The following is a 26,993-nucleotide window of genomic DNA, read 5'->3' as shown; positions in this document are numbered from 1 at the left end:
CTTTAGGGTGTCAGTGTCCACAGAAGATCGCTGGAGGGAGAGAAAGGCGTCGCGCCGCAATACAGGCGCAGCCAGGACCGTAATTAGGAATTTACAGACAGCGTTTACTGCTACACTGGTATGTAGCGCATCTTTCTTTACGGTCAATGAGCAAGGTGTTAAATTGATCACGTTTTAGACCATTTTTTCGTCTGCCTCCCTGAAGGCAAGGTCGAAAAACCGGTAACGGCTATTTTGGATTTTCTGTAAACATCAGGCGATATGTCTTGTACCTCTATATTGAGACTCTGAAACAGAGACTGGATGCCATTAATCAACTGCGTGTGGATCGCGCGCTTGCTGCCATGGGCCCTGCTTTTCAGCAGGTTTACAGTCTGCTGCCGACATTGCTGCATTATCATCATCCGCTGATGCCGGGTTACCTCGATGGTAACGTTCCCCAGGGCATTTGCCTTTACACGCCTGATGAAAACCAACTTCATTACCTGAACGAACTTGAACTGCATCGTGGTCTTCCGCCGCAGGAGTCGCCGAAAGGCGAGCTGCCGATCACCGGGGTTTACTCCATGGGCAGTACTTCTTCGGTCGGACAAAGCTGCTCCTCTGACCTGGATATCTGGGTCTGCCATCAATCCTGGCTCGATAACGAAGAGCGTCAATTGCTGCAGCGTAAATGCAGCCTGCTGGAAAGCTGGGCGGCGTCGTTGGGCGTGGAAGTGAGTTTCTTCCTGATTGATGAGAACCGCTTCCGTCATAACGAAAGCGGTAGCCTCGGCGGCGAGGACTGCGGCTCCACGCAGCATATTTTGTTGCTGGATGAGTTTTACCGTACTGCTGTGCGCCTTGCCGGTAAACGTATTCTGTGGAATATGGTGCCGGGCGATGAAGAAGAGCATTACGACGATTATGTGATGACGCTCTATGCTCAGGGCGTGTTGACCCCGAACGAATGGCTGGATCTTGGCGGCTTAAGCACGCTTTCCGCAGAAGAGTATTTCGGTGCCAGCCTTTGGCAACTCTATAAAAGTATCGACTCTCCTTATAAAGCCGTATTGAAAACGCTGTTGCTGGAAGCCTATTCCTGGGAATATCCCAACACGCGTTTGCTGGCGAAAGATATTAAACAGCGCCTGCATGACGGTGAAATTGTATCGTTTGGCCTCGATCATTACTGCATGATGCTCGAGCGCGTAACGCAGTATCTGGTCGCTATTGACGACACCGCTCGCCTCGATCTGGCTCGTCGATGTTTTTACTTAAAAGTGTGCGAGAAACTGAGCCGCGAACGCGCCTGTGTTGGCTGGCGTCGCGAAGTGATCACGCAACTGGTAAAAGAGTGGGGCTGGGACGATGCACGCGTGGCGATGTTGGATAACCGCGCTAACTGGAAAATCGATCAGGTGCGCGAGGCGCATAACGAATTGCTTGATGCCATGATGCAGAGCTACCGTAACCTGATCCGCTTTGCCCGCCGTAATAATCTGAGCGTTTCCGCCAGCCCGCAGGATATCGGTGTATTAACCCGTAAACTGTACGCCGCGTTTGAAGCGTTGCCGGGCAAAGTAACGCTGGTAAACCCGCAAATTTCGCCGGATCTCTCTGAACCGAATTTAACCTTTATCCATGTGCCGCCGGGCCGGGCCAACCGTTCGGGGTGGTATCTGTACAACCGCGCGCCGAATATGGATTCCATCGTCAGCCATCAACCGCTGGAATATAACCGCTATCTGAATAAGCTGGTGGCATGGGCCTGGTTCAACGGTTTGCTGACGTCGCGTACGCATCTGTTTATTAAAGGCAACGGCATTGTCGATTTGGCAAAATTGCAGGAGATGGTGGCCGATGTGTCGCATCACTTCCCGCTGCGCCTGCCCGCGCCAACGCCGAAAGCGCTCTACAGTCCTTGCGAAATCCGTCATCTGGCGATCATCGTCAACCTGGAATATGACCCGACTGCGGCGTTTCGTAACCAGGTGGTGCATTTCGATTTCCGTAAGCTTGATGTGTTCAGTTTTGGCGAGCAGCAAAACTGCCTGGTCGGCAGTGTCGACCTGCTGTACCGCAACTCGTGGAATGAAGTGCGTACCCTGCATTTCAACGGCGAGCAGGCGATGATCGAAGCGCTGAAAACCATCCTTGGCAAAATGCATCAGGATGCCGCGCCGCCGGACAGCGTGGAAGTGTTCTGCTACAGCCAGCATTTGCGCGGCCTGATTCGCACGCGTGTGCAGCAACTGGTATCCGAATGCATTGAGTTGCGTCTTTCCAGCACCCGCCAGGAGACCGGGCGTTTCAAAGCGCTGCGCGTTGCTGGCCAGACCTGGGGGCTGTTCTTTGAACGTCTCAATGTGTCGGTGCAGAAACTGGAAAACGCGATTGAGTTTTACGGGGCTATTTCCCACAACAAACTGCACGGGCTGTCAGTGCAGGTTGAAACCAATCACGTCCAGTTACCGGCCGTGGTGGATGGTTTCGCCAGTGAGGGCATTATTCAGTTCTTCTTTGAGGAGACGGGCGAAGAGGGCTTTAACATCTATATCCTGGATGAGAGCAATCGCGCGGAAGTCTACCACCACTGCGAAGGCAGCAAAGAGGAGCTGGTGCGCGATGTGAGCCGCTTCTATTCGTCATCTCACGATCGCTTTACCTACGGCTCCAGCTTTATCAACTTCAACCTGCCGCAGTTCTACCAGATTGTGAATGTTGAAGGGCGTGCGCAAGTGATACCGTTCCGCAACCAGGCGATCACCGCCGCCACGCCGGCAAATCAGGACAACGACGCACCGTTGTTGCAGCAGTATTTTTCTTAAAGGAAGCGCCCGGATAGCCCGGGCAACCTGGATTAGCGGAAACTGACCGTCTCACCCGCCTGCTGGCTTGCCGCCTGCTCAAGCAGATCCCAGAATGTTTCGCCACTGCGATCGCAGACCCATTCGTCGCCTTTCAGGTCGAAATGGTAGCCACCCTGTTTGGTGGCCAGCCAGACCTGATGCAGCGGCTCCTGACGGTTAATGATAATTTTGCTGCCGTTTTCAAAGCTGATGGTTAACACGCCGCCATTAATTTCACAGTCGATATCGCTATCGCCGTCCCAATCGTCAAGACGTTCTTCAATGGTCAGCCAGAGGCCGTCGGCGAGGCGATGAAATTCACTGTCGTTCATTCTGTTTTCCCGTTTTTTATGATGGCAGCAGTATAACGCGAAACATTTCCCGTTGCCCTAAACGCGCAAACTCTTGCTTTTGTGTCTTCTCCTGCGATGATAGAACGCAGAAAGAACGAACTTACAGGCAACCTATAATGAAAGATGTATTTCGCACGCTGGCCGTATTGCTGACACTGTTCAGCCTGACGGGCTGTGGTCTGAAGGGGCCACTCTATTTCCCGCCCGCAGATAAAACCGCGCCACCGCCGACAAAAAACCAGACCAGTACCATCCAGTCGACCACGCCGGATCGTAACGATCGCGGTGATAACGGCTCGCCGACTCAGGTGAATTACTGACGTCACCGTTCTGTATCCGCGTAAATGGAGTAGATGATGCAGTTCTCAAAAATGCATGGCCTTGGCAACGATTTTATGGTCGTCGACGCGGTGACGCAGAATGTCTTTTTCTCCCCTGAGCTGATCCGTCGCCTGGCGGATCGCCATCTGGGCGTGGGGTTTGATCAATTGCTGGTGGTTGAACCGCCCTACGATCCTGAGCTTGATTTCCACTACCGTATTTTTAACGCTGATGGCAGCGAAGTGTCGCAGTGCGGCAATGGCGCTCGCTGTTTCGCGCGTTTTGTTCGCCTGAAAGGCTTGACCAATAAACGTGACATCCGCGTCAGTACGGCAAACGGACGTATGTTATTGAGCGTAACGGACGACGACCTGGTGCGCGTCAATATGGGCGAACCCAACTTTGAACCATCCCAGGTGCCGTTTCGCGCTAACAAAGCGGAAAAGACCTATATTATGCGTGCGGCGGAACAAACCGTGTTGTGCGGCGTCGTATCGATGGGCAACCCACACTGCGTGATTCAAGTGGATGACGTGGATACCGCACCGGTAGAGACGTTAGGGCCGGTGATGGAAAGCCATGAGCGCTTTCCGGAACGCGCCAATATCGGTTTTATGCAGGTGGTAAAACGCGATCACATCCGCTTGCGCGTCTATGAACGCGGTGCCGGTGAAACGCAGGCCTGTGGCAGCGGTGCGTGTGCAGCCGTGGCTGTTGGCATTGCACAGGATTTGCTGGCAGAAGAGGTGCGCGTGGAGTTACCAGGCGGTCGACTTGATATCGCATGGAAAGGTCCGGGCCAACCGTTGTTTATGACTGGCCCGGCGGCACATGTCTATGACGGGTTTATTCATCTATGAAGCAACCAGGGGAAGAATTACAGGAAACGCTGACGGAACTGGAAGATCAGGCCGTTGTTGATTATTTGCTGCGTCATCCTGATTTCTTTATCCGCAATGCACGACTGGTGGAACAGATGCGCGTGCCGCATGCCGTACGCGATACCGTTTCGCTGGTAGAATGGCACATGGCGCGCTCGCGCAATCACATCAATGTGCTGGAAGAGAACATGACGCTGTTGATGGAACAGGCCAGTGCGAATGAAGGTTTGTTCTATCGTCTCCTGCGCTTGCAGGGGCGGCTGGCCTCTGCTCACAGTCTGGAAGAGATGCTCAATCGCTTTCACCGTTGGGCGCGTGATTTAGGGTTGGCGGGGGCAACGATCCGCCTGTTTCCCGATCGCTGGCGGCTTGGTGCGCCTTCTGGCTTTACTCATCTTGCACTTTCTCGCCAGGCTTTCGAACCGTTACGCATCCAGCGTCTGGGTCATCAACACCATTATCTCGGCTCCTTAAACGGGCCGGAGTTACTGCTGCTGTTGCCGGAGGCGAAAGCGATTGGTTCAGTGGCGTTATCGCTGATGGGACCAGACGGCGATCTCGGCGTGGTGCTGTTTAGCAGCCGCGATGTTCATCATTACCAGCAAGGGCAAGGTACGCAGCTGTTACAGGAAATCGCGCAGATGCTGCCGGATCTCCTGGAGCGCTGGATCGAGCGCATATGACAGATTCTCCGCTCTTTCCGGCCGTGGCGAAATTTTTGCGCTATCTTGGCGTTGAGCGCCAACTCAGTCCCATCACTCTGCTTAATTATCAGCGTCAGCTTGATGCCATTATCGCTTTGACCGGTGAGATCGGTCTGAAAAGCTGGCAACAATGTGATGCTGCCATGGTGCGCGCCATTGCGGTGCGCAGCCGGCGCAAAGGGCTGGGCGCAGCCAGCCTGGCGTTGCGTCTCTCTGCGTTGCGCAGTTTCTTTGACTGGATGGTGAGCCAGGGCCAGCTGGCGGCCAATCCGGCGAAAGGTATCTCTGCGCCGAAAGCGCCACGACATCTGCCGAAAAATATCGACGTGGATGATATGAACCGGCTGCTGGATATCGATCTTAACGATCCGCTGGCGGTGCGTGACCGGGCGATGCTGGAAGTGATGTATGGCGCGGGTCTGCGTCTTTCTGAACTGGTGAATCTGGATATTAAGCATCTGGATCTGGAAAGCGGCGAAGTGTGGGTGCTGGGTAAAGGTAGCAAAGAGCGCCGTTTACCCATTGGCCGCAATGCGGTTATCTGGATCGAACACTGGCTTGATTTACGCGGGTTGTTTGGTGCGGAAGACGAGGCGCTGTTCCTCTCAAAGCTCGGTAAACGTATCTCTGCGCGAAATGTGCAAAAACGGTTTGCTGAATGGGGGATTAAACAGGGCCTGAACAGCCATGTGCACCCCCATAAATTGCGTCACTCCTTCGCGACCCATATGCTGGAGTCGAGTGGTGACTTACGCGGTGTGCAGGAGTTGCTCGGTCACGCCAATTTATCCACCACACAAATCTATACCCATCTTGATTTTCAACACCTTGCATCGGTGTACGACGCTGCGCATCCGCGCGCCAAACGGGGGAAATAATGCGTTTTTACCGCCCATTAGGTCAGATCTCCGCGATCACCTTCGACCTGGATGACACCCTTTATGACAACCGCCTGGTGATCCAACGAACGGAGCAGGAAGCGCTGGCTTTTGTGCAGAATTACCATCCGGCGCTGAACAGCCTGGAAAATAAAGAGTTTCAGCGTTTACGCCAGTCGTTACGGGAAACCGAGCCGGACATTTACCACGATGTGACCGAGTGGCGGCGACGTGCCGTTGAACGTGCAATGTTGAACGCCGGTCTGACGCCAGAAGAAGCCGCTCTTGGCGCGGAGGCATCAATGGTGAACTTTGCGAAATGGCGCAGCCGCATTGATGTGCCACAGGAAACCCACGACACACTGGCAAAGCTGGCCGAAAAGTGGCCGCTGGTGGCCATTACCAACGGGAATGCGCAGCCTGAGCTGTTCGGGTTAAGCGAGTACTTTGAGTTTGTTTTGCGCGCCGGACCGGATGGGCGCTCCAAACCGTTCAGCGATATGCATCGCCTGGCCGCCAGACGTCTCAATGTGGCGCCTGGCGACATTTTACATGTGGGTGATGACCTGATAACTGATGTGGCGGGTGCGATCCGTTGTGGTATGCAGGCATGCTGGATCAAACCGGAAGGTACCGATTTATTGCAGGCTCCTTATAGCCGTTTGTTACCCCACGTGGAAATTTCACGGTTGGCATCCCTCACTACGCTGATATAATCACCAACAGCTCTGTATAAATTTCCAGTAATTTTCGCGACGGTGCCCATGGACGTTTCTTATCTGCTCGACAGCCTCAATGACAAACAACGCGACGCCGTAGCCGCGACGCGCAGCAATATGCTGGTGCTGGCGGGCGCAGGGAGCGGTAAGACGCGTGTGCTGGTACACCGTATCGCCTGGTTGATGACCGTAGAAAATTGCTCGCCGTATTCGATTATGGCGGTCACGTTTACCAACAAAGCGGCGGCGGAAATGCGCCACCGTATCGGTCAACTGATGGGCACCTCTCAGGGTGGAATGTGGGTTGGCACATTCCACGGGCTGGCGCACCGCCTGTTGCGCGCGCACCATATGGACGCCAATCTGCCGCAGGACTTTCAGATCCTCGATAGCGAAGACCAGCTCAGGTTGCTTAAGCGTCTGATTAAGGCTATGAACCTTGATGAGAAGCAGTGGCCGCCGCGCCAGGCCATGTGGTACATCAACGGGCAGAAAGATGAAGGCATCCGCCCGCATCATATTCAAAGTTTCGGCAATCCGGTGGAGCAAACCTGGCAGAAAGTGTACCAGGCCTACCAGGAAGCCTGCGATCGCGCCGGGCTGGTGGATTTTGCCGAGCTGTTACTGCGCGCCCACGAGTTGTGGCTGAACAAGCCACACATTTTGCAGCACTATCGCGAGCGCTTTACCAACATCCTGGTGGACGAATTCCAGGATACCAACAACATTCAATATGCGTGGATCCGTCTGCTGGCGGGTGATACCGGTAAGGTGATGATCGTCGGTGATGATGACCAGTCCATTTACGGCTGGCGTGGCGCGCAGGTGGAAAACATCCAGCGTTTCCTGAAAGATTTCCCCGGTGCGGAAACCATCCGTCTGGAGCAAAACTACCGTTCCACCAGCAATATACTCAGTGCAGCTAACGCCCTGATTGAAAATAACAATGGGCGGCTGGGGAAAAAACTGTGGACCGATGGCGTCGACGGCGAGCCGATTTCCCTCTACTGCGCGTTCAACGAGCTGGATGAAGCCCGGTTTGTGGTTAACCGTATCAAAACCTGGCAGGACAACGGCGGGGCACTGGAAAAATGCGCCATTCTCTATCGCAGTAACGCCCAATCGCGTGTTCTGGAAGAGGCGCTGTTGCAGGCGAGTATGCCATATCGCATTTATGGCGGTATGCGCTTCTTCGAACGCCAGGAGATCAAAGATGCGCTCTCCTATCTGCGCCTGATCGCCAACCGTAATGACGATGCGGCTTTTGAGCGCGTAGTGAATACCCCAACACGCGGTATTGGCGACCGCACGCTGGATGTGGTGCGCCAGACCTCCCGTGACCGTCAGTTGACGCTGTGGCAGGCAACTCGTGAGCTGTTACAGGAAAAAGCGCTGGCCGGGCGTGCTGCCAGCGCCTTGCAACGTTTCCTCGAATTGATTGATGCACTGGCACAAGAGACGGCGGATCTGCCACTACATGTGCAAACTGACCGCGTGGTGAAAGACTCCGGTTTGCGCATGATGTACGAACAGGAAAAAGGCGAGAAAGGCCAGACGCGCATCGAGAACTTAGAGGAACTGGTCACGGCAACACGTCAGTTCAGCTACAACGAAGAAGACGAAGATTTAATGCCGCTGCAGGCTTTTCTCTCCCACGCTGCACTGGAAGCGGGCGAAGGGCAGGCGGATACCTGGCAGGATGCTGTGCAATTGATGACGCTGCATTCAGCAAAAGGTCTGGAGTTCCCACAGGTGTTTATCGTTGGGATGGAAGAGGGTATGTTCCCGAGCCAGATGTCGCTGGATGAAGGTGGGCGTCTGGAGGAGGAACGTCGGCTTGCTTACGTGGGTGTGACCCGGGCGATGCAAAAGCTGACTTTAACCTACGCGGAAACCCGTCGTCTGTACGGCAAAGAGGTGTACCATCGTCCGTCGCGCTTTATTGGTGAACTGCCGGAAGAGTGTGTGGAAGAGGTGCGTCTGCGCGCCAGCATCAGCCGTCCGGTCAGCCATCAGCGTATGGGGACGCCGGTTGCGCAGAGCGACACGGGTTACAAACTAGGCCAGCGCGTGCGCCACGCCAAGTTTGGGGAAGGCACGGTGGTGAACATGGAAGGCAGCGGCGAGCACAGCCGTTTGCAGGTGGCTTTCCAGGGGCAGGGCATTAAATGGCTGGTCGCCGCTTATGCGAAGCTCGAAACCGTGTAACTTTCAGAAAAATATCATTATTTTGCAATAATCTGCTAGCCTTATACGCTGAAGGGCAAATATTGCTCTTTCGCGTTTCGTTGCGTGTTGACGCTGCATTTTTGCTGGCGTAACATGCGCGCACGATCACGCTAAGAGGACATTCGCCTTGGACACACCCAGTAGATACTGGCTCAATTTCCTGTTCTTCAGGAACAACTCCTAAGGCTATCTCCTCATGCTGATAGCCTTAGAGGTTGTCAGCGACCCGCTTTGTCCCCGTCGCGCTGAGTCAGGCTGTTTAATGGTCTGAAACCCCTGTCGTTTCTGTGTGCCCTCCGAACTGTCCGATATTTTTTGCATTGGGAGTCCCGGCCATGCTGAGCGCATTTCAACTGGAAAACAATCGTTTAACCCGCCTTGAGGCTGACGAAATCAAACACCTCGCCAGCTCTGTTTGGGTTGATTTAGTCGAGCCGGACGATGAAGAACGTACCCGCGTGCAAACGGAATTGGGCCAGAACCTGGCCACCCGACCTGAACTGGAAGACATCGAGGCGTCGGCGCGTTTTTTTGAAGACGAAGACGGTCTGCACATCCACTCCTTCTTCTTTTTTGAAGATGCCGAAGATCATGCAGGTAACTCAACGGTAGCATTTACCATTCGCGAAGGTCGCCTGTTCACACTGCGTGAGCGGGAACTGCCGGCATTTCGCCTCTATCGTATGCGCGCCCGCAGCCAGGAAATGGTGGACGGCAACGCTTACGAACTGTTGCTGGATCTGTTCGAAACGAAAATCGAACAGCTGGCGGATGAAATCGAAAATATTTACAGCGATCTGGAAAAGCTGAGCCGGGTGATTATGGAAGGTCAGCAGGGCGACGAGTATGACGAGGCGCTTTCAACGCTGGCGGAGCAGGAAGATATTGGCTGGAAGGTTCGCCTCTGTTTGATGGATACCCAGCGCGCGCTGAACTTCCTGGTGCGCAAAGCGCGTTTGCCGGCGGGTCAACTGGAACAAGCGCGCGAGATCCTGCGCGATATCGAATCCCTGCTGCCGCACAACGAATCGCTGTTCCAGAAAGTGAACTTTCTGATGCAGGCGGCAATGGGGTTCATCAATATTGAGCAGAACCGCATCATTAAGATTTTCTCGGTGGTTTCCGTCGTATTCCTGCCGCCAACGCTGGTGGCCTCGAGTTACGGGATGAACTTCGAATTTATGCCGGAACTGCACTGGAGCTTTGGTTACCCAGGGGCGATTATCTTTATGATCCTCGCCGGGCTTGCGCCGTATCTCTACTTTAAACGCCGTAACTGGCTTTAACGATCAAAAAAGGTTCAGCCTGCGCTGAACCTTTTTTATTCAGATGCTCCAGTCCTGGATACCCTTCGTTTTATAATCGTAATACCAGATGTTTGTTCGCATAGCGACAATGGCGTTTACCAGATAGCCCAGAAAGCCGACACCGGAAATAACCGCGAGCACGAAGACCACAACGTTAAGCACGATGACCAGCAGTGCCTTTTTCCATAAGCCAAGAATAAAGAGATAAATAAACGGAAAGAAAAAGGCGAAGTAGTTCATGGACACTTTTCTCTTCTGACCGAAAGTCATCCCTTTAAAGGCTTCTTTCCACGCCGGGGAAAGCCCCCAGAATGCGGGATAACCGTGCTTTTCAAAGAATGCGAAGCGAAACTTCCACTTGTCATTCAGCGATGCGTCATTCTGATAATCATAATTGCTGATAGTACTCATTTTCCTCTCCTAAATAGAAATCCTGTCTATTGAATTAGTTTGTTTTTTTATCTGGGTAGGCGCCAACATTAAGAAAAAGAACACCAGGCCGTCGTAGGCGAAGTAAATTCTCACGCCCAGCAGCATGCAGTCGTCATCGCCAACGTATCCGAGGCCGGCGACAACCAATGAAGCGAAATAAACGAGGATGGACGAAATAACGATATAACGGGCTTTTCCGCCGCTATCACGACACCGTTGCGCATTGATGTTGATCTTCACCCAGGTATAAATCAGGATGCAGAGTAGCGGCACAACGGGTATGCCAACCAGGCTGAAGAACGCCAGTAAAAAGATAATATGCAGAAGCAAAAAGATAAGGATATACGGCCCACGCATAAGGCACGTTTTGCCTGAAGGCAAAAAAATCCTGCGGATCATTTCCAATTCATCCTGAATGGCGCATATGACAAAGGCCGGGAATATAGCATTTCGTCATTTACATGCGATTAAGATAAATCTTAACTATGAATATTTTGCGTATTTATAGATAACGGGCGGCTCTATTCCGCCCGTTTAATTGATTATACCTTTTTGCGAAAACCGCGTTGGGTATAAATGGCATCGATGACAAAGATAGCCAGCGCAACCCAGATAAAGCCAAAAGTCACCATTTTATCTGTGCCCGGATGCTCGCCATAGAACAATACTGCCAGCAGGAACATTAACGTCGGCCCGATATACTGGAAAAAGCCGAGCGTCGACAAACGCAGACGTGTTGCCGCGCCGGTAAAGCAGAGCAGCGGTACGGTAGTGACGACGCCTGCGGCGATCAGCAGCAGATTAAGCGACAGGCTGTTTTGTCCCATGTGACTGGTCGGGCTGTCCGTAATGCCGAACAGCCATATTGCTGCCACAGGCAGTAGCCACAGCGTCTCTACCAGCATGCCGGTTTGCGCGTCGACGGCGATTTTTTTGCGCAGCAAGCCATAGAACGCGAAGCTAAACGCCAGACCCAGCGCGATGATGGGTAACGAACCGAAGGTCCACAGTTGCACCAGCACACCGATACCGGCCAGTAACACCGCTAACCATTGCATAGGGCGAAAACGCTCACCCAAAAACAGCATTCCCAGCAGGATATTCACCAGCGGGTTAATAAAGTAACCCAGGCTGGCTTCCAGCATATGGTTGTGGTTCACCGCCCAAATAAACAGCAGCCAGTTACCGCCGATCAGCACGGCGGAAAGCGCCAGCAACAGGATCTTTTTCGGGGTATGCAGCAGAGCTTTAACACTGTTCCACTGTCGGCTAACGCTGATTAACGCCAGCATAAAGAAGAAAGACCAGATAACGCGGTGCGTCAGGATTTCGTCGGCCGGGACGTACCAAATCACTTTGAAATAGGCCGGGGCGACACCCCAAATAAAATAGGCGGCCAGGGCGAGTAACACGCCCAGCCGCGTCTGTTTTGCATCCATCAGGAAAACTCTTGGCTGAAATGAACCCTAATGTTACCCGATTTTACCGTCTCACCCCACCATATAAGTGGCGGTAGCGCTGGCGATATAGAGCTGCTCTTCGTTATGCAGCTCCACGCGAGCAACCGCCACTTTGTTGCCTGCGCGCAGCAAACTACTGCTGGCGGTGAAGCGGTTACCGCGCCCCGGGCGCAGGTAATCGACGCGCAAATCAATGGTGCCCATTCGCGATAAACGCTGGCGCAGCTCCTCTTCGCTGATGGTTTCATGACGCGTCAACGTGCTGCCGACGCACACCAGACCGGCAGCGACATCCAGCGCCGAAGCGATAACGCCGCCATGTAAAATGCTCTGTGCCCAGTTACCCACCATCATAGGCTGATTGGTGAAACTCAGCTGTGCGTACTCTTTTTCATAACGCTCCAGCTCCAGCCCTAACGCGCGGTTAAAAGGCATGTGGTAAACAAAAATCTCACCTACCGTTTTCAGAACTTCTTCCGCTGTGAGAACACCTGACATAATTATCTGATCCGATGAGTTAAGAAAATGTTGATAATATGCTTATCGTTTGTTGATTTCCACTTTCAGAACCGATACATGAGCAGTTACTCAATAAATATGTAGAATACTTTCTGGGAAGAAATTCACGTCAACAATATGTTTTGGGAGCACCACACCAATGCGGACCTCTCTGGGTTGGCTTTTCGCAGTGCTTGCGCTGCCATTTACGGTATACGCACAGGAAGCAACGGTAAAAGAAGTTCATGATGCGCCCGCCGTGCGCGGCAGCATCATCGCCAATTTATTGCAGGAGCATGATAATCCCTTCACGCTCTATCCGTATGAATCCAACTACGTTATCTACACGGATACCAGCGATCTGAACAAAGAAGCGATCCGATCGTATAACTGGTCAGATAATGCGCGCAAAGATGAGGTCAAATTTCAGCTGAGCCTCGCATTCCCGTTATGGCGCGGGATCCTTGGGCCAAACTCCGTGTTCGGCGGCTCCTATACGCAAAAATCCTGGTGGCAGCTTTCGAACAGCTCTGAGTCTTCGCCGTTTCGCGAGACAAACTATGAGCCGCAGTTGTTCCTGGGGTTTGCGACCGATTACGAACTGGCTGGTTGGACACTGCGTGACGTGGAGTTCGGTTTTAACCATGACTCGAATGGCCGCTCTGACCCAACGTCCCGTAGCTGGAACCGCCTTTATACGCGTCTGATGGCGCAACAGGGCAACTGGCTGGTCGAAGTGAAGCCGTGGTATGTGGTGGGTTCAACGGATGATAACCCGGACATCACCAAATATATGGGCTACTACCAGCTGAAAATCGGCTACCAATTGGGTGATGCGATCCTCAGTGCAAAAGGCCAATATAACTGGAACACCGGCTATGGCGGCGCAGAAATTGGTTTAAGCTATCCCGTCACCAAACACGTGCGCCTTTATACCCAAGTGTATAGCGGCTACGGCGAATCGCTGATTGACTATAACTTTAATCAAACCCGTGTTGGCGTAGGCGTGATGCTTAACGATCTGTTTTAAAGCATTGCAGTTTCCGGCGCAGGCGCTGAAAATAGCGCCTGTTTTTATTTCAGGCAGATGGGGTCATTGTGGCGCAGGCGGAAGTATTGAATCAGGAATCGCTGGCTAAACAGGTTTTGCAGGAAACCTTTGGCTACCAGCAGTTCCGCCCGGGCCAACAGGACATCATCGATACGGTGCTTGGCGGTCGCGACTGCCTGGTGGTGATGCCGACAGGCGGCGGGAAATCGCTGTGCTATCAGATCCCGGCGCTGGTATTGGATGGTCTGACGGTGGTGGTATCGCCGCTGATCTCATTGATGAAAGACCAGGTCGATCAACTGCTTGCCAATGGCGTGGCGGCGGCGTGCCTGAATTCAACGCAAAGCCGCGAGCAGCAGCTTGAGGTACTCGCAGGGTGTCGCAACGGGCATATCCGGTTGTTGTATATCGCCCCCGAACGGCTGATGCTCGACAACTTCCTGGATCAGCTTCGCCAGTGGAACCCGGTATTGCTGGCGGTGGATGAAGCACACTGTATTTCCCAATGGGGGCACGATTTCCGCCCGGAATACGCTGCGCTGGGTCAGTTGCGCCAGATGCTCCCCGCCGTGCCGTTTATGGCACTGACCGCCACCGCAGACGACACGACCCGCCGCGATATTGTTAACCTTCTGGGGCTTAACGACCCGCTTATTCAGGTTAGCAGCTTCGATCGTCCTAACATCCGCTACATGCTGATGGAAAAATTCAAGCCGCTTGATCAACTCCTGCGCTATGTGCAGGAGCAACGCGGCAAATCCGGCATTATTTACTGCAACAGTCGCGCGAAAGTGGAAGACACCGCCGCGCGTCTGCAAAGCCGCGGTTTTAGCGCCGCAGCCTACCATGCGGGTCTGGAGAACGATGTGCGTGCACGCGTGCAGGAGCAGTTCCAGCGCGACGATCTGCAAATCGTTGTGGCGACGGTGGCGTTCGGGATGGGCATCAATAAACCCAACGTCCGTTTTGTGGTGCATTTCGACATTCCGCGAAATATCGAATCCTATTATCAGGAAACAGGCCGCGCCGGGCGAGACGGCCTGCCAGCGGAAGCGATGCTGTTTTACGATCCGGCGGATATGGCATGGCTGCGTCGCTGCCTGGAGGAGAAACCCGCCGGGCCGTTACAGGATATTGAACGGCATAAACTTAATGCGATGGGCGCGTTTGCTGAAGCGCAAACCTGCCGCCGTTTGGTGTTGCTGAATTACTTTGGCGAAGGGCGACAGGAGCCGTGCGGCAACTGTGATATTTGTCTCGACCCACCACGGCAGTACGACGGTTTGCAGGACGCGCAAAAAGCGCTGTCGGCGATTTATCGCGTGAACCAGCGCTTTGGGATGGGGTACGTGGTGGAAGTGCTGCGCGGCGCCAATAATCAGCGGATCCGCGAAATGGGGCACGACAAATTACCGGTTTACGGGATCGGGCGCGATCATAGCCATGAGCATTGGGTCAGCGTGATCCGCCAGTTGATCCATTTAGGCTTCGCCACGCAGAACATCGCCCAGCACTCCGCGCTGCAACTCACCGAGGCCGCGCGACCGATATTGCGCGCGGATGTACCGCTGATGCTGGCCGTGCCGCGTATGGCGGCGCTGAAGTCAAAAGTCATGCAAAAAGCGGCCGTGGGTAACTATGATCGCAAGCTGTTTGCCAAATTACGTAAACTGCGTAAGGCCATTGCCGACGAAGAGAATATTCCACCGTATGTCGTATTTAACGATGCTACGCTGATTGAAATGGCTGAGCAGATGCCGCTCTCGCCCGGGGAAATGCTCAGCGTGAACGGCGTGGGAACGCGTAAGCTCGAACGTTTCGGGCAGGAATTTATGGCGCTAATCCGTGCCCATGTCGACGGTGAAGAGGAGTAGTCAGCCCGCAGGAAAAGTGCGAGGATAATGACTCACTGAACTCTTTCCCCGCGAGTTATCTATGTTGATGCTATTTCTCACCGTTGCGCTTGTGCACATTGTTGCACTGATGAGCCCCGGTCCGGATTTCTTCTTCGTCTCTCAAACTGCCGTGAGCCGCTCGCGTAAAGAAGCGATGATGGGCGTACTCGGTATTACCACCGGTGTCATGGTCTGGGCTGGCGTGGCGCTGCTCGGGCTGAACCTGATCCTCGAAAAAATGGCCTGGCTGCATAACATCATTATGGTGGGCGGCGGCTTGTACCTGTGCTGGATGGGTTATCAGATGCTGCGTGGGGCGCTGAAAAAAGAACAGAAAAGCGGCGATGCGCCGCAGGTTGAGCTGGCGGCCAGCGGTCGCAGCTTTATGAAAGGCTTACTCACTAACCTCGCTAACCCGAAAGCGATCATCTATTTTGGTTCGGTGTTTTCGCTGTTTGTCGGTGACAGCGTAGGCGCGGGCGCGCGTTGGGGCATCTTTGTGCTGATTGCGCTGGAAACATTCGCCTGGTTTACTGTGGTGGCCAGTCTGTTCGCCTTACCGAAGATCCGTCGTGGTTATCAGCGTCTGGCGAAGTGGATCGACGGTTTCGCCGGTGCGCTGTTCGCCGGTTTCGGCATTCATCTGATCATCTCTCGTTAAGCCCGTTTTGCCCGGTTAGCGTTGCGCCACCGGGCATGATGTTCAGGCGTGCCTTGCGGAGGCCAGCAGCGCGCCGACCAGCATAAACAGCGAACCAAATACCTTGTTCAGCGCTTTCATTTGATGCGGACCTTTGATCCATACCGCAATGCGCTGCGCCAGCGTGGCATAACCAATCATCACGATAATATCCACCACAATGGTTGTGACGCCGAGTACCACATACTGCATCACCTGTGGCTGGTTTGGCACAATAAACTGTGGGAACAGCGCGGCAAGAAATACGATGCTTTTCGGGTTGGTCAGGTTCACAAACACCGCCCGCTTAAACAGACGCCCGCGCGACTGGGTTTGCGCCAGCGTATTGAGGTCGATAGCGCCTGCGGCACGCCATTGCTGGATCCCCAGCCAAATCAGGTACGCTGCGCCCGCCCATTTCAACACCTCGAACGCCAGCACTGAACGGGAGAACAGTGTTCCCAGCCCCACGCCAACCAGCACAATATGAATGCCTAAACCGGTTTGCAACCCGGCAATGGATGCTGCCGCGCCGCGATAGCCATGGTTGATGGAGGTGGTCATGGTATTGATTGCGCCAGAACCGGGGGACAGGCTCAGGATTAAAGATGTCAGCAGGTAGGCAAACCACCATTCGAAGGTCATGAGAAACTCCCTGGATGTCTGTTTTTATGCCACAATACGCTATTGTCAGCGGAATTTGCTATTGGTCACAAAAAAACGATTTTACATGGCTAACAGGGGCGAAATCCCAATGTTTCGGCAAAAAACAGCATGGGAAACCAGAGAAAAAGCGTTCGCGGCTTTTACCATGGGGCCACTGATGGACTTCTGGCGCTCGCGTGAAGAGGCGGAGTTTACCGGTGTGGATGATGTGCCGGTGCGTTTTGTCCGGTTTCGCGCGCAGGGCAACGATCGTTTGATTGTCGTTTGCCCTGGCCGTATAGAAAGTTATGTGAAGTATGCGGAACTGGCGTACGACCTGTTCCACCTCGGTTTTGATGTGCTGATTCTCGATCATCGCGGTCAGGGGCGTTCCGGGCGAATGCTGGCGGATACGCACCGTGGCCATGTGGTTAATTTTAGCGATTATGTCGATGATTTGGCGGCCTTCTGGGATCAGGAAGTCGCCAGCGGGTCGTGGCGTAAACGCTATATTCTGGCGCACTCCATGGGCGGCGCGATTGCTGAACTCTTTTTACAGCGCTATCCACAGGCGTGTGACGCCATTGCGCTGTGTGCGCCCATGTTCGGCATTATCATTCATCTTCCTGACTGGATGGTGCGCCCCTTGCTCGACTGGGCGGAGAGTTACCGCAGTATCCGCGAGGGCTATGCCATCGGTACCGGGAGCTGGCGCGCGTTGCCCTTCGCCATTAACGTGCTGACGCACAGTCGTGAGCGCTACCGGCGTAACCTGCGTTTTTATGCCGATGAGCCGAAGCTCCGCGTGGGCGGGCCGACCTGGCACTGGGTGCGGGAAGGCATTCAGGCGGGTGAACAGGCGCTGGCGGGTGCGGAAAAAGATACCACCCCAACACTGATCGTTCAGGCAGAAGAGGAGCATGTGGTGGATAACCGCATGTTGCAACGCTTCTGCGACATTCGCGCCGCGGCAGGCCACCCCTGTGAAGGAGGCAAACCGCTTGTCATTCAAGGCGCGTACCATGAGATCCTTTTTGAAAAGGACGCTATGCGCTCGGTCGCGCTCAACGCCATCGTCGAATTTTTCGACCGGCATAACTGATGACTTATTGAGGTTAAATTTTCTTATGTACCAGGTTGTTGCGTCTGATTTAGATGGTACCTTGCTCTCCCCCGACCACACACTGTCGCCTTTCGCCAAAGAAACGTTAAAACTGCTGACCGCGCGTGGCGTCAATTTTGTTTTTGCTACCGGCCGCCATCATGTGGATGTCGGGCAAATCCGCGATAATCTGGGCATCAAAGCCTATATGATTACCTCTAACGGCGCGCGCGTGCACGATACCGACGGCCATCTGGTCTTTACCCACAATCTGGATCGCGATATTGCCGCCGATCTGTTTGGTGTGGTGCATAACGAACCGGATATTGTGACTAACGTCTATCGCGATGATGAGTGGTTTATGAACCGTCACCGCCCTGACGAGATGCGCTTTTTCAAAGAGGCGGTGTTCCAGTACTCCCTGTATGAACCCGGAATGCTGGAGACAGACGGTATCAGCAAAGTCTTTTTCACCTGCGAAAGCCATGAAAAATTGCTGCCGCTGGAGCAGGCGATTAACGCACGCTGGGGCGATCGCGTGAACGTCAGTTTCTCTACCCTGACCTGTCTGGAAGTGATGGCGGGCGGCGTTTCGAAGGGGCATGCCCTGGAAGCGGTGGCTGGTGCGCTGGGTTACAGCCTGAAAGAGTGCATCGCGTTTGGCGACGGCATGAACGATGCCGAGATGCTGTCCATGGCGGGCAAAGGCTGCATTATGGGCAATGCTCATCAGCGCCTGAAAGAGTTGCATCCGGAGCTTGAAGTGATCGGCACCAATGCCGACAACGCCGTCCCGAATTATCTGCGCAAGTTGTTCCTTGATTGATTAATATTGACGTGTGGTTGCTTATTAACCACACGTCAACTAAAAACTCAAACTTTGCACAACTGAGTTCGCTACAATGTGTGTTCACTCTTCTGCGAGATATTCATTGTGGCGTTACTGATTATCACCACGATCCTGTGGGCCTTTTCCTTTAGCCTGATTGGCGAATACCTGGCCGGCCATGTCGACAGCTACTTCTCCGTGCTGATGCGTGTGGGACTGGCGGCACTGGTATTTTTACCGTTCCTGCGCGCGCGTGGGCACAGCCTGAAAACCCTCGGGCTGTATATGCTGGTGGGGGCGTTGCAACTGGGCATTATGTATCTGTTCAGCTTCCAGGCGTATCTCTATCTGACCGTGTCTGAATTCCTGCTGTTTACGGTCTTTACGCCGCTGTATATCACCCTGATTTACGATCTGTTGAGCAAGCGCGGGCTGCGCTGGAGCTACGCACTGAGCGCCGGGCTGGCGGTGATTGGTGCGGCGATCATCCGCTACGACAAAGTGAGCGATCACTTCTGGGTGGGACTGATTCTGGTGCAACTGGCGAACATCAGCTTCGCCATCGGCATGGTAGGTTATAAACGCCTGATGGAGACACGCCCGATGCCGCAGCATAACGCCTTTGCCTGGTTCTATCTCGGTGCGTTTGTGGTGGCGATTATCGCGTGGTTTGTGCTGGGCAACCCGCAGAAATTACCGACGACGACGTTGCAGTGGAGCGTACTGGTCTGGCTGGGCGTTGTGGCGTCCGGGCTGGGTTACTTTATGTGGAACTACGGCGCCACCCAGGTAGACGCCGGTACGCTCGGCATTATGAACAATGTGCACGTTCCCGCCGGGTTATTAGTGAATCTGGCTATCTGGCAGGAACAACCGCACTGGCCGAGTTTTATTATGGGTGGTGCGGTGATAATGGCCTCGCTGTGGGTGCATCGGCGTTGGGTCGCTCCGCGCTCCGCACAAACGGCAGATGATCGCAAGCGTGGTTCCGCGCTGAGCGAATAAATGCTTCCGTAATCGGCTGACGCTGCTCGCCATCGCGTACGGCAGCGTACAACCGGCTCCACAATCCTTCACCCAGGGTTTTGGTCACCACCAGACCCTGGCGTTCAAAACTCTCCACGACCCAGTGCGGCAACGCTGCTATCCCCATGCGGGCGGCCACCATCTGAATCAGCAGTAATGTGTTATCCACGCTTTTGAGCGACGGACTGATGCCAGCCGGTTGCAGAAAATGACGCCAGATATCAAGGCGGCTGCGCTGCACCGGGTAGATCAACAGCGTTTCGCCAGCGATATCATCCGGCGTGATGCGCGCTTTCGCCGCCAGTGGATGATCCGGTGCCACTACCAATCGCACCTCAAAATCAAACATCGGCGAATAGTGTAGACCGCTGCGCGGCAGGATGTCTGACGTCATCACCAGATCCAATTCGCCCTGTTGCAGCGCAGGCTGCGGATCAAACGTCACACCGGATTTGAAATCCATCTCAACCTGCGGCCAGTGCTGGCGGAAGTTCTCAAGCGCTGGCGTAAGCCACTGGATACAGCTATGGCATTCAATCGCGATACGCAGCGTGGTTTGCTGCGGTTCATTGCAGGATTGCAGCGCGCGACTGATTTGCGGCAGCACCTGATTGGCCAGTTGCAGCAGGATCTCGCCCTGCGGCGTAAAGCGTAATGGCTGGCTTTTACGGACAAAGAGCCGGAAGCCAAGGCGTTGTTCCAGATCGCTGAACTGGTGGGAAAGGGCGGATTGCGTCTGGTGCAGCGTCGCCGCCGCCGCCGCAAGCGACCCGCTGTTCCGTAACGCCTGTAGCGTTTTCAGGTGTTTAATCTCGATCATGAAAGTCCTTCACTCCGGCATGAACAATTTGCGCTTGAGGAATATACAGTACTTGCGAATTATAGATGTGTAAACATCTGGACGTCCAAAATCCTTCGTCTTTCGAATTAATGGTGCGTTGGCTTCACTCACGTCCCCCAGTCACTTACTTGAGTAAGCTCCTGGGGCTCCCTGAGTTTGCCGCCTTCCCTTAATCCGAAATCCTTTGGATTAACCTATTGAAGAGGCTAAAAATGACAATTCTTAATCACACCCTCGGTTTCCCTCGCGTTGGCCTGCGTCGCGAGTTGAAAAAAGCGCAAGAAAGCTACTGGGCGGGTAACGCCACCCGTGAAGAACTGCTGGCGGTAGGTCGCGAACTGCGCGCCCGTCACTGGGAGCAGCAAAAAGCCACAGGCATCGATCTGCTGCCGGTAGGCGACTTTGCCTGGTACGACCATGTTCTGACCACCAGCCTGCTGTTAGGCAACGTGCCGGCTCGTCATCAGAACAACGACGGCTCTGTTGATATCGACACCCTGTTCCGCATTGGCCGCGGTCGCGCACCCACTGGCGAGCCAGCTGCGGCCGCCGAAATGACCAAATGGTTTAACACCAACTACCACTACATGGTGCCGGAATTCAGTAAAGGCCAGCAGTTTAAACTGACCTGGACTCAGTTACTGGATGAAGTCGATGAAGCGCTGGCGCTGGGCCACAAGATCAAACCTGTACTACTGGGGCCGGTCACGTATCTGTGGCTGGGCAAAGTCAAAGGTGAACAGTTTGACCGTCTGAGCCTGCTGGCAGACATTCTGCCGGTTTACAAACAGGTACTCGCGGAACTGGCGAAACGCGGTATTGAGTGGGTACAGATTGATGAGCCCGCACTGGTGCTGGAGTTGCCACAGGCGTGGCTGGACGCCTTCAAACCGGCTTACGACGTGCTGGCAGGTCAGGTGAAATTGCTGCTGACTACCTACTTTGAAGGCGTGACCCCGAACCTTGACGTCATCACCGCGCTGCCGGTGCAGGGGCTGCATGTCGATCTGGTGCACGGCAACGACAATGTTGCTGAACTGCACACACGTTTGCCGACCGACTGGTTGCTCTCCGCCGGTTTGGTGAATGGTCGTAACGTCTGGCGCGCCGATCTGACGGAAAAATACGCGCAAATTAAAGACATTGTCGGCCAGCGTGCGCTGTGGGTAGCGTCCTCTTGCTCGTTGCTGCACAGCCCGATCGATCTGAGCGTAGAGACGCGACTTGATGCGGAAGTGAAGAGCTGGTTTGCCTTTGCGCTGCAAAAATGCCAGGAGCTGGCGCTGCTGCGTGATGCGCTGAACAGCGGCAACACAGAACAATTGGATGAATGGAGCGCCCCGATCCAGGCGCGTCGCCACTCCACCCGTGTGCATAACCCGGCGGTGGCCAGGCGTCTGGCGGCGATCACCGCGCAGGACAGCCAGCGCGGCAACCCGTACGCCAGGCGTGCGCAGGCGCAGCGCCAGCGCTTTAACCTGCCCGCATGGCCGACCACGACTATCGGGTCATTCCCGCAGACGACCGAGATCCGCGGTCTGCGTCTGGATTTCAAACAGGGACGTTTGGATGCGGGCAACTACCGCACCGGCATTGCCGAACATATCAAACAGGCCATTGTGGAACAGGAGCGTCTTGGTCTGGATGTACTGGTACACGGTGAAGCCGAGCGTAATGACATGGTGGAGTACTTTGGCGAGCATCTGGACGGTTTTGTCTTCACACAAAACGGCTGGGTACAGAGCTACGGCTCCCGCTGCGTCAAACCCCCTGTCGTGATCGGCGATGTGAGCCGCCCGGAAGCGATCACGGTGGAGTGGGCGAAGTATGCGCAGTCACTGACTGACAAACCGGTAAAAGGCATGCTGACCGGTCCGGTTACCATCCTCTGCTGGTCGTTCCCGCGTGAAGATGTGAGCCGCGAAACCATCGCCAAACAGATTGCCCTGGCGTTACGTGATGAAGTGGCGGATCTGGAAGCGGCGGGCATCGGCATCATTCAAATCGACGAACCGGCACTGCGTGAAGGTTTGCCGTTGCGCCGCAGCGACTGGGATGCGTATCTGGCATGGGGCGTAGAAGCGTTTCGTATCAACGCCGCAGTGGCGAAAGATGACACGCAGATCCACACCCACATGTGTTACTGCGAGTTTAATGACATCATGGATTCTATCGCGGCGCTGGATGCGGATGTAATCACCATTGAAACCTCGCGTTCTGATATGGAGTTGCTGGAGTCGTTCGAAGAGTTCGAATACCCGAACGAAATCGGACCGGGCGTGTATGACATTCACTCGCCAAATGTGCCAAGTGTAGAGTGGATTGAAGCGCTGTTGCAGAAAGCGGCGCAGCGCATTCCGGCGGAGCGTCTGTGGGTGAACCCGGATTGCGGTCTGAAAACCCGTGGCTGGCCGGAAACGCGCAGTGCGCTGGCAAACATGGTGAAAGCGGCGCAGAACCTGCGCCAGGCCTAAGCCTTCCCGCGTCGCCTGTTGTAAAACCGGCGACGCGTTATTTCCGTCGTGCATTAACATCCCGTCAGTAACATTTCTGTCAAATTCCCTTGTTTTAATCGTCGCAACGAAAACAAAGGGGATGAACCATGAGTAAAAAAAAGGCGTTAACGGCACTGTTGTTGGCGATCATGAGCACATCGGCTTTTGCGAAATCCACGTTGACCCTCTACACCAGCCAACCGACGGAAGATGCGCAGGTTACCGTCAGCGCTTTCGAAAAAGCGCACCCGGACATGGAAGTGAAATGGATCCGCGATGGAACCAGCAAACTCATTGCCCGCCTGCAAGCAGAATTCGCTGCCGGAGGCGCTGCGCCGGATGTGCTGTTGATTGCCGACAGCGTCACCATGGAGTCCCTGAAACAACAACACTTGCTGGCCCCTTATTCTTCGCCGCAGGCTGCGCGATTCGCTGCGCAACTCTATGATAAAGAAGGTTATTACTACGGCACAAAACTGATCACCACCGGCATTGCGTATCACAGTAAAGCCCCGGTCAAACCGACCTCCTGGCAGGATTTGCTCAAACCTGAACTAAAAAACATGACCACCTTGCCCAGCCCGCTTTACTCCGGCGCGGCGCAAATTCATCAGGCGACGCTGATGACGGATCCTGCGTTGGGTTGGGGCTACTACGAAAAGCTGAAAGAAAATGGCGCTATGCCGCAGAACGGTAACGGCGCAGTGATGAGCGCCATCACTTCCGGCAGCAAAGCGTATGGCGTACTGGTGGATTACATGGCAATCCGCGAAAAAGCCAAAGGTGCGCCAATTGAGTTTGTGTTCCCGAAAGAGGGCGTCAGTATCGTCACTGAGCCAGTAGCGATGCTGAAAGGCGCGAAAAACCCGGAGGGAGCAAAAGCGTTTATCGACTTTGTGCTCTCTGACGAGGGGCAAAAACTGGTGCTGCAACAGGGATATCTACCTGCTGATGCCGCACTGCCGGTACCCGCCGGTTTCCCGCCACGAGACAGCATCAAATTAATGCCTTTCGATGCGGCAAAAGCGCTGGCGAATACAGAAGCCAACAAAAAACGCTTTGCCGACTTGTTTGGAAATCGCTAACGGATGACCAGTATGACGCTGCGCCAGAACGCGGGTAGCGGCCCGGGTAAGGGGCTGATATGGCTATTATTATGCCTTGTCGCCTTGCTCAGCGTATTGCCGAGTCTGCGCTTGTTGCTCTCTGCGCTGCTTGACTGGCGACAGGGCAGCGACAGCAGTTTATGGCGCGTGCTAAGCAACCCGGCAACCTGGGTTGCGCTCTGGCACAGCGTCTATACCAGCGGGCTGGGTACGCTGCTTTCTCTGCTGCTGGGCGGCCTGTTCGCCTTTTGCCTGGCGTTGACCGACATCCGTATTAAACAGTTGTGGGTATTTCTGTTTATGCTGCCGATGATGATCCCCCCGCAGGTCACCGCCCTGAGCTGGCTACAACTGTTTGGGCCGGGGAGCATTTTGCTCAATAGCCTCGGGCTGGCGCCTGGTTTTGGCAGTGCCAATCCGCTCTACTCGGCTGAAGGGATTGCGCTCCTGCTTGGTATTCAGCACGCGCCGCTGGTATTTCTGGCGCTGCGCACGCAGTTACAGTCGCTGCCGAAAGAGCATATTGAAGCTGCACGCTTACACGGCGCGTCGCTGTGGCGGGTCTTTTTCGATATGGTATTGCCCTTGTGCCGCACTGCGCTGTGGGCCGGTGCGGCGATTGCATTTGTCTCTGCGCTTGGGAATTTTGGCATTCCGGCGATGCTGGGGATCCCCATCTCGTATTTTGTGCTGCCTGTGCATATCTACCAGACGCTTTCCAGTTTTGGCCCCTCCATGCTCAATGATGTCGCCGCGCTGTCGGTGCTAATGGGGGGTGTAGCAATAGGGATTGTCACCCTGCAAGGGCATATGCAGCGGCGTTATGCCTTGCCGCTGATCGGCATGGCCGGACGGGCGCTCGGTTTTACGCTGGGTAAATGGCGGCTGGCCACGGAAGCTCTGCTGGCGGGAGTATTGTGCGCCATTCTGCTCGCGCCGCTGTTGGCGTTGATCGTCACGTCGTTGGTCCCCACGCTGGGCGTGCCGCTGAATAGCGATACGATCACCTTCGCGGCCTGGCGCGGTATTTTCGATGTGCAGAGTGCCACCTGGCGGGCACTGACCAACAGTCTTTTTTTGTCTGTTTCCGCCGCCGTTATGTTGATGCTGCTGAGCTTGCCGCTGGCATGGCTGCTGGTGCGCTATCCCAACCGTGCGCTGCGCTGGCTGCACAGTCTGATCGACATTCCCTATACGCTTCCTGGTGTGGTACTGGCGATTGCCTGCATTTTACTGTTCACCCGCCCATTACCGCTGCTGGATATCAGCCTGAGCGGGACGCTGACGATTATCCTGTTTGCGTATCTTGCACGTTTTCTGACGGTATGCCTGAAACCTGTGCACAGCAGTATGTTGCAACTGGATCCGGCCATGGAAGAGGCCGCCAGTCTGGCGGGGGCGAACTTCTCTCAACGGCTACGCCATATTGTGCTGCCGTTGCTGGCACCTGCGGCGTTTGCCGGGGCGTTGCTGGTCTTTTTGACCGCCGTAAATGAACTGACCGTGTCGGCGTTGTTATGGAGTGCCGGGAAAGAGACGCTCGGCGTGGTGATTTTTAACCTTGATGAAAGCGGCAATAAGGTGCTGGCCTCCGCGATTTCTGTATTGGTCGTGGCGCTGATCGCCATAGTGATGCTGTTGTTGAGCGCGCTTGGTCGCTACTTCCCCAAAGGAGTGATCCCATGGCAGAACTGAGACTGGAGCGCTTAAGTAAAGTCTTCGGCGGGCAAACCGTGGTGCGGGAATTAACGCTTACCCTTCCTCAAGGGGCGTTTACTGCGCTACTGGGACCGAGCGGTTGCGGCAAAACCACTACGTTGCGCATTCTCGCCGGGCTGGAGCAACTCAGTGCAGGGCGTTTGCTGTTAGGGGAGCGCTTGTTAGCGGATACCCGTACCCATGTGCCCCCGGAGCAGCGCGACATGGCGATGGTGTTTCAGTCCTATGCCCTGTGGCCTCATATGACAGTGGCGGAGAATGTTGGCTATCCGTTGAAGCTGCGTAAAGTACAAGGCGCTGCGCGGCAGAAACAGGTCATGGCGGCGCTGGAGGTGGTTGAGCTTGGCGCGTATGCCGCGCGTTCGCCGCAGGAACTGAGCGGCGGCCAACGGCAACGGGTGGCGCTGGCGCGTTGCCTCGTTTCTGAACCACAGATAGTGTTGCTGGATGAGCCATTGGCTAACCTCGATCGCCATTTGCGAGCCACCATGGAACAGACGTTCCGTGAGTTTCATCGTCGTACCGGCGCGACCTTTGTCTATGTCACGCACGATCAGGCAGAAGCCATGGCGTTAGCCAGCCATATCGCGGTGATGCATCAGGGTGAACTTAAGCAGTGGGGCGCGCCGCAGGCGCTGTATCAGCATCCTCACAATGCCTGGGTTGCCCGCTTTATCGGCAAGGGCAGTGTACTCTCACTCGCCACGCCTGCGGGCGTCAGGCAACTGGATAGCGCACTGTTACATGAGGGCTTTGGCGTGGGCGAGCGGCAGCAAGTCCTGATCCGTCCGGAGCATGTGCAGGTGGCTGATAACGGGTTGCGCGCGGAGGTGGAGAGTTGTGTCTACCAGGGAGAGCGGTACATGCTGGATTTGCGCTTGCACGATGGGCAAACACTGAGTGCGTTTCATCATTCGCCACTGCCGTTGCAACAGACGGTATCCGTTCGTCTGACCCAAGGCTGGCGTCTGGAGGCGGCGTAATGTGTCACC

The 26,993-nt window shown here is 54.7% G+C and carries 25 protein-coding genes; 18 read left to right on the top strand and 7 right to left on the bottom strand.

Annotated features, from left to right (window positions below):
• Nucleotides 1–266 precede the first annotated feature (266 nt).
• Nucleotides 267–2,810 (top strand): class I adenylate cyclase, encoded by a 2,544-nt coding sequence (cyaA, locus tag ABGA49_RS15065; RefSeq protein ID WP_061499165.1) that lies wholly within the window; start codon nt 267–269, stop codon nt 2,808–2,810.
• Between the two features lie 32 nt (nt 2,811–2,842).
• Here the strand turns inward: cyaA and cyaY are convergent, their stop codons facing one another.
• Nucleotides 2,843–3,163 (bottom strand): iron donor protein CyaY, encoded by a 321-nt coding sequence (gene cyaY / locus ABGA49_RS15060; RefSeq protein WP_017459730.1) that lies wholly within the window; start codon nt 3,161–3,163, stop codon nt 2,843–2,845.
• Between the two features lie 137 nt (nt 3,164–3,300).
• Here cyaY and ABGA49_RS15055 point away from each other — a divergent pair, with 137 nt between their 5' ends.
• The 7 genes from ABGA49_RS15055 to corA all read left to right on the top strand — a co-directional run bounded on the left by ABGA49_RS15055 (nt 3,301) and on the right by corA (nt 10,202).
• On the top strand, nt 3,301–3,504 hold the full coding sequence (locus ABGA49_RS15055) for a lipoprotein (RefSeq protein WP_061499162.1): 204 nt from the start codon (nt 3,301–3,303) through the stop codon (nt 3,502–3,504).
• 36 nt (nt 3,505–3,540) lie between these two features.
• Nucleotides 3,541–4,365 carry a diaminopimelate epimerase gene (gene dapF, locus ABGA49_RS15050; RefSeq protein ID WP_088237717.1) on the top strand — a complete coding sequence of 275 codons (825 nt, stop codon included), beginning with the start codon at nt 3,541–3,543 and terminating at the stop codon, nt 4,363–4,365.
• Nucleotides 4,362–5,069, top strand: a complete 708-nt coding sequence (locus ABGA49_RS15045; protein ID WP_088237718.1) for a DUF484 domain-containing protein — start codon at nt 4,362–4,364, stop codon at nt 5,067–5,069. The genes dapF and ABGA49_RS15045 overlap by 4 nt, the downstream gene beginning before the upstream one ends.
• The gene (gene xerC / locus ABGA49_RS15040; protein WP_061499152.1) at nt 5,066–5,968 is read left to right on the top strand and encodes a tyrosine recombinase XerC; all 903 of its coding nucleotides are present in this window, start codon (nt 5,066–5,068) and stop codon (nt 5,966–5,968) included. The genes ABGA49_RS15045 and xerC overlap by 4 nt, the downstream gene beginning before the upstream one ends.
• Nucleotides 5,968–6,684, top strand: coding sequence for a 5-amino-6-(5-phospho-D-ribitylamino)uracil phosphatase YigB (gene yigB / locus ABGA49_RS15035; RefSeq protein ID WP_347665756.1), 717 nt, complete (start codon nt 5,968–5,970; stop codon nt 6,682–6,684). The genes xerC and yigB overlap by 1 nt, the downstream gene beginning before the upstream one ends.
• Nucleotides 6,685–6,732: 48 nt before the next feature.
• Nucleotides 6,733–8,895, top strand: coding sequence for a DNA helicase II (gene uvrD, locus ABGA49_RS15030; protein WP_134319223.1), 2,163 nt, complete (start codon nt 6,733–6,735; stop codon nt 8,893–8,895).
• Nucleotides 8,896–9,251: 356 nt separating this feature from the next.
• Nucleotides 9,252–10,202, top strand: a complete 951-nt coding sequence (corA, locus tag ABGA49_RS15025; RefSeq protein ID WP_039055048.1) for a magnesium/cobalt transporter CorA — start codon at nt 9,252–9,254, stop codon at nt 10,200–10,202.
• 39 nt (nt 10,203–10,241) lie between these two features.
• Here the strand turns inward: corA and ABGA49_RS15020 are convergent, their stop codons facing one another.
• The 4 genes from ABGA49_RS15020 to yigI all read right to left on the bottom strand — a co-directional run bounded on the left by ABGA49_RS15020 (nt 10,242) and on the right by yigI (nt 12,613).
• A complete protein-coding gene (locus ABGA49_RS15020; protein WP_061499145.1) occupies nt 10,242–10,634 on the bottom strand; it encodes a DUF2628 domain-containing protein in 393 nt (130 codons plus the stop codon).
• Between the two features lie 9 nt (nt 10,635–10,643).
• Nucleotides 10,644–11,054 (bottom strand): hypothetical protein, encoded by a 411-nt coding sequence (locus tag ABGA49_RS15015; RefSeq protein WP_061499142.1) that lies wholly within the window; start codon nt 11,052–11,054, stop codon nt 10,644–10,646.
• Nucleotides 11,055–11,197: 143 nt separating this feature from the next.
• Nucleotides 11,198–12,094: an EamA family transporter RarD gene (rarD, locus tag ABGA49_RS15010; RefSeq protein WP_061499139.1), complete on the bottom strand. Its 897-nt coding sequence runs from the start codon at nt 12,092–12,094 to the stop codon at nt 11,198–11,200.
• Between the two features lie 51 nt (nt 12,095–12,145).
• Nucleotides 12,146–12,613, bottom strand: coding sequence for an acyl-CoA thioesterase YigI (yigI, locus tag ABGA49_RS15005; protein WP_061499135.1), 468 nt, complete (start codon nt 12,611–12,613; stop codon nt 12,146–12,148).
• A 160-nt stretch (nt 12,614–12,773) separates the two neighbouring features.
• Between yigI and pldA the strand changes: the two genes are divergently transcribed.
• The 3 genes from pldA (at nt 12,774) to rhtC (ending at nt 16,220) form a co-directional block, all read left to right on the top strand.
• The gene (gene pldA / locus ABGA49_RS15000) at nt 12,774–13,643 is read left to right on the top strand and encodes a phospholipase A (protein WP_088237725.1); all 870 of its coding nucleotides are present in this window, start codon (nt 12,774–12,776) and stop codon (nt 13,641–13,643) included.
• Between the two features lie 68 nt (nt 13,644–13,711).
• Nucleotides 13,712–15,538 (top strand): ATP-dependent DNA helicase RecQ, encoded by a 1,827-nt coding sequence (recQ, locus tag ABGA49_RS14995; protein ID WP_347665755.1) that lies wholly within the window; start codon nt 13,712–13,714, stop codon nt 15,536–15,538.
• Between the two features lie 61 nt (nt 15,539–15,599).
• Nucleotides 15,600–16,220 carry a threonine export protein RhtC gene (gene rhtC / locus ABGA49_RS14990; protein ID WP_088237727.1) on the top strand — a complete coding sequence of 207 codons (621 nt, stop codon included), beginning with the start codon at nt 15,600–15,602 and terminating at the stop codon, nt 16,218–16,220.
• 42 nt (nt 16,221–16,262) lie between these two features.
• Here rhtC and rhtB read toward each other — a convergent pair whose 3' ends face one another.
• Nucleotides 16,263–16,883, bottom strand: a complete 621-nt coding sequence (gene rhtB / locus ABGA49_RS14985) for a homoserine/homoserine lactone efflux protein (protein ID WP_061499120.1) — start codon at nt 16,881–16,883, stop codon at nt 16,263–16,265.
• Between the two features lie 109 nt (nt 16,884–16,992).
• Between rhtB and pldB the strand changes: the two genes are divergently transcribed.
• From pldB to ABGA49_RS14970, 3 genes are all read left to right on the top strand, one after another.
• Nucleotides 16,993–17,985, top strand: a complete 993-nt coding sequence (gene pldB / locus ABGA49_RS14980; RefSeq protein ID WP_061499118.1) for a lysophospholipase L2 — start codon at nt 16,993–16,995, stop codon at nt 17,983–17,985.
• Nucleotides 17,986–18,010: 25 nt separating this feature from the next.
• The gene (gene yigL / locus ABGA49_RS14975; protein ID WP_061499114.1) at nt 18,011–18,811 is read left to right on the top strand and encodes a sugar/pyridoxal phosphate phosphatase YigL; all 801 of its coding nucleotides are present in this window, start codon (nt 18,011–18,013) and stop codon (nt 18,809–18,811) included.
• 108 nt (nt 18,812–18,919) lie between these two features.
• The gene (locus tag ABGA49_RS14970) at nt 18,920–19,819 is read left to right on the top strand and encodes a carboxylate/amino acid/amine transporter (RefSeq protein ID WP_061499111.1); all 900 of its coding nucleotides are present in this window, start codon (nt 18,920–18,922) and stop codon (nt 19,817–19,819) included.
• On the opposite strand, the gene metR is transcribed toward ABGA49_RS14970, so the two are convergent.
• Nucleotides 19,707–20,660 (bottom strand): HTH-type transcriptional regulator MetR, encoded by a 954-nt coding sequence (gene metR / locus ABGA49_RS14965; protein ID WP_071890644.1) that lies wholly within the window; start codon nt 20,658–20,660, stop codon nt 19,707–19,709. The two genes, ABGA49_RS14970 and metR, sit on opposite strands and share 113 nt — an antisense overlap.
• Nucleotides 20,661–20,893: 233 nt before the next feature.
• Here metR and metE point away from each other — a divergent pair, with 233 nt between their 5' ends.
• The 4 genes from metE to ABGA49_RS14945 all read left to right on the top strand — a co-directional run bounded on the left by metE (nt 20,894) and on the right by ABGA49_RS14945 (nt 26,984).
• Nucleotides 20,894–23,155: a 5-methyltetrahydropteroyltriglutamate--homocysteine S-methyltransferase gene (gene metE / locus ABGA49_RS14960; protein WP_347665754.1), complete on the top strand. Its 2,262-nt coding sequence runs from the start codon at nt 20,894–20,896 to the stop codon at nt 23,153–23,155.
• A 128-nt stretch (nt 23,156–23,283) separates the two neighbouring features.
• On the top strand, nt 23,284–24,261 hold the full coding sequence (locus ABGA49_RS14955; RefSeq protein WP_347665753.1) for an ABC transporter substrate-binding protein: 978 nt from the start codon (nt 23,284–23,286) through the stop codon (nt 24,259–24,261).
• 12 nt (nt 24,262–24,273) lie between these two features.
• Nucleotides 24,274–25,977, top strand: coding sequence for an iron ABC transporter permease (locus ABGA49_RS14950; RefSeq protein WP_347665752.1), 1,704 nt, complete (start codon nt 24,274–24,276; stop codon nt 25,975–25,977).
• A complete protein-coding gene (locus ABGA49_RS14945) occupies nt 25,965–26,984 on the top strand; it encodes an ABC transporter ATP-binding protein (RefSeq protein WP_061499096.1) in 1,020 nt (339 codons plus the stop codon). The genes ABGA49_RS14950 and ABGA49_RS14945 overlap by 13 nt, the downstream gene beginning before the upstream one ends.
• Nucleotides 26,985–26,993: the final 9 nt, after the last annotated feature.

Source organism: Kosakonia sp. WA-90 (assembly GCF_039871955.1).
In the GTDB taxonomy this organism is placed as follows: domain Bacteria; phylum Pseudomonadota; class Gammaproteobacteria; order Enterobacterales; family Enterobacteriaceae; genus Kosakonia; species Kosakonia oryzendophytica.
Note: the sequence above shows the minus strand (reverse complement) of the source record. Positions and strands in the feature narration are given on the sequence as shown.